General features: G+C 65.5%; 4 protein-coding genes. 2 read left to right on the plus strand and 2 right to left on the minus strand.

What is annotated here, in order from left to right; genetic code table 11:
- Together ACFPB1_RS27285 and ACFPB1_RS27290 are read left to right on the plus strand one after the other, a co-directional pair.
- Positions 1-213, plus strand: a 213-nt coding sequence (locus tag ACFPB1_RS27285; protein WP_379229368.1) for a hypothetical protein, incomplete at its 5' end; no start/stop codon positions are given.
- 226 nt (positions 214-439) lie between these two features.
- Positions 440-1,267 (plus strand): sugar phosphate isomerase/epimerase family protein, encoded by an 828-nt coding sequence (locus ACFPB1_RS27290; RefSeq protein WP_379229370.1) that lies wholly within the window; start codon positions 440-442, stop codon positions 1,265-1,267.
- Between the two features lie 338 nt (positions 1,268-1,605).
- Here the strand turns inward: ACFPB1_RS27290 and ACFPB1_RS27295 are convergent, their stop codons facing one another.
- Together ACFPB1_RS27295 and ACFPB1_RS27300 are read right to left on the minus strand one after the other, a co-directional pair.
- Positions 1,606-2,601, minus strand: a complete 996-nt coding sequence (locus ACFPB1_RS27295; RefSeq protein ID WP_379229371.1) for an oxidoreductase — start codon at positions 2,599-2,601, stop codon at positions 1,606-1,608.
- A 7-nt stretch (positions 2,602-2,608) separates the two neighbouring features.
- Complete coding sequence (locus ACFPB1_RS27300) at positions 2,609-3,004, minus strand: MerR family transcriptional regulator (protein ID WP_379229372.1); 396 nt, start codon at positions 3,002-3,004, stop codon at positions 2,609-2,611.
- Positions 3,005-3,240 lie beyond the last annotated feature (236 nt).

Genomic DNA, 3,240 nt, shown 5'->3' on the forward strand with positions numbered 1-3,240 from the left:
GCCGGCGGGCTGCGGCAGCTGCTCGCCGCGCTCGCGGACGCGCCGCCGCTGCCGGCGGAGGCGCTGGACGCCTACGCCGCGGCGGCCCCGGGCCCGGATCACGCCGGCTTCGCCGCCGGCGTGGACGCGCTCGTGCGCGGCCTCGAGCAGCAGCTCGCGCAGTGGCGAGAGGTCCAGGCGCTCGCCGACGCCAAGGCGGACGCGGCGGACTAAAGGCGCCGCCCTTGCACCGGACAGCGGGCCGCGGGCGGCGGGCAGCTCGCGGCCGCAAGCGTATTTGCTTAGAGCTACACACATCGAAGAGACCGCGGGCGATTCGCCCCGCCGGTCTCTTTTTGCGTCTATAATCCGCTGCCGTTTTTTGCTACAATAGGCCTTGTCTCGCCTTGCCGAATGTTCCGTACCATCCATCCACTATTCATGGGAGCGTGAACGACACATGAGTTATTTATCGCTGAGCACCTGGAGCCTGCACCGCAATCTCGGACCGCTGCGCTGGACGCAGTGGGATGCGGAGGCCGGCAAGCATATTTTCGTCGAAAACCCGCAGCCGGAGCTGATGAAGCTCGTCGACCTGCCGGAACATCTGGCCAAGGAGGGCTTCGGCGCGGTCGAAATCGGGCATTTCCACTTCCCGTCCGCGGATAACGGCTACCTGGCCGAGCTGCGCGCCGCGGTCGAGCGCGCGGGCATCTCGCTCGACACCATCCTGCTCGACTATGGCGACATCTCCAGCGCCGACGAGATTCGCAGGGAGGCGGACGCCGCTTACGTGCGCGAATGGATCGACATCGCCGCGAAAGCCGGCGCCAAGAACATCCGCGTCGTCGCCGGCGAGAGCGAGCCGGGCGACAAGGCCGCGCTGGCCCGCTCCATCGCCTCGCTCAAGGAGCTGCACGCCTACGGCCAAAGCCGGAACGTCCGCGTCATTACGGAGAATTTCAAGCCGCTCGCCTCGACGTCCGACAACGTCCTTGCCATCATCGGCGCCTTCGAAGGCCGGCTGAACGTCATCGACGACTTCGGCAACTTCAAGGGCGACACCAAATACGAGCAGCTGGCAGCGATTCTGCCGCATGCCGTCTCGATCCACGCCAAGGCGCACTATGACGAAAACGGCCAGCCAGATACGGATGAATACATTCGCTGCCTCGAGCTGCTCAAGGCCGGCGGCTACGACGGCGCCGTCTCGCTCATCTACGACGGACCGGGCGATATGTGGGAAGGCCTGAGCCGCATCCGCCGCATCGTGGAGCCGTACCTGTAAGCCACCCGCGGATGCGCCGCGGCGGATCTCCGCTCGTTCGCTGCGCGCAGACCGAGAAGGAGCACAGACCGAAAAGGAGCGCGACGCGATCATCGCGATTTCCGCGAAGGCTCCAACGTGAACGCGCTGCGGCGGATCCCCGCTTGTTCGCTGCACGCAGACCGAGAGGGAGCGCCGACGCGATCATCGCGATTTCGGCGAAGGCTCCAACGTGAACGCGCAGCGGTACGCTTGTCGCATTCCTGCTTTCGATATTTCGGACCACGACCAAGAAACACGCCGGTTCCCCGGCGTGTTTCTGTTGTATAGCAGCCATATGCCTAAAGCCAGACTAGTCCTTACCAGAACGTGACGCCCGTCAGCTTCTCGCTCAGCGCCCACAGCTTGCGGGCAATCTCCGGATCGATGGCCCACGGCGCCACGCCCGAGCTGAACGGGTCCGAATCCGGTGCCGCGACCGCAGCAATGTCGGCATCCTCGCAGTAGACGCCTCCGCGGCCCTCGAGCTGCGGATTCGCGGCGCACCAGACGCTGGTCGCAGCGCCCTGCGCTACGGTCTTGAACCGGCTCGGGTCGTGCGCAACCCGGTTGCCCTGCTCGTCGAGCGCGCCCATCGCCTTCATCTCGTCGTCGGACAGATGGCGGGACAGGTCGGTCACGATGGTGCCGGGGTGCACGGAGAATGCCCGTACGCCGTACGCGAATCCGATCCGGTCCAGCTCGACCGCGAACAGTGCGTTCGCGGACTTCGATTGGCCGTACGCCAGCCACTTGTCATATTCGCGGTGCTCGTAGTTCGGATCGTCCAGGTCCACGCCGGCGAGGCGCAGCGCCCGCGAGGAGACGGACACGACGCGCGCGTCGCCGGATCGCTTCAGTGCCGGCCACAGTCTCGCCGCTAGCTGAAAATGCCCCAAATGGTTGACCGCGAATTGCGATTCATAGCCGCGGGCGTCCCGCGCGAGCGGCGTCGCCATGATGCCTGCGCTGTTCACGAGGATGTCGAGCGGACGGCCCGAGGCGAGGAACCGCGCCGCGAACGCGTCGATCGACGCGGGATCCGCCAGGTCGAGCGTCTCGAGCTCGATGCGCGGCATTCCGGCCACCGCCGCGGCAGCCTTCTCCGGCGTGCGCGCGGGCACGACGACCGTCGCGCCGGCTTCCGCCAGCACGCGGGCGGTTTCCAGGCCGAGGCCGGAGTAGCCGCCGGTGACGATGGCGATTTTGCCGGTCAGGTCCCGGCCGCCGAGCGCCTCGGCTGCGGTCGTTTGCGGGCCGAAGCCGGAAGGGATCGGCGCTTGGGGCGTTTGCACATAGTTATCGGTAGGTTGCATGAATCAGTCACTCCTTATTCGGTTTGGGATACGACAGATGAATCAGCTCCGCATAGTTGTCCAGCTTGTACTGCATCATGCCGAGCGACTCGCGCAGCTCTTCCATTTGCCGTTCGATATGTTGCTTGTGCTCGGCGAGCACGAGGTAGCAGTCTTCGTAGCGTCCTTCGTTGTAATAACGGATGTACCGTTCGATGTCCTTGAGCGGCATTTGGGTCCGTTTCAGATGCGTGACGAACATGTAGCGGCGCAAATCCGACTCCGAGTAGGCGCGATGACCGTTGTCTTTGCGCTTCGCCGGCGGCAACAAGCCGATCCGCTCGTAATAGCGGATGACGTCGATACTGAGACCCGTCATGCTCGAAACGTCCGCGATGGCGTATTCCGTCGTCTCCTCCTCCATCCCCTATCCTCCTCTGCTCGGGCGCCCGTACCGGACCTGCCGCGAGTAATCGTACTACCTGAACCATGGTTAAGGTCAAGCGAACCGTAATTAACTTCTTTTAGCATGTCCCGTTCCGCCCGAAAAAAGGCGGGATCGCGCCCGCGCGAGGCGGCGGCGAGCGCCCGCGCGAGGCGGCGGCGAGCGCCCGCGCGAGGCGGCGGCGAGCGCCCGCGCGAGGCGGGGCCGGCCTGCCC

It is taken from the genome of Paenibacillus sp. GCM10023250 (genome assembly GCF_042653205.1).
Taxonomy (GTDB): domain Bacteria; phylum Bacillota; class Bacilli; order Paenibacillales; family Paenibacillaceae; genus Paenibacillus_Z.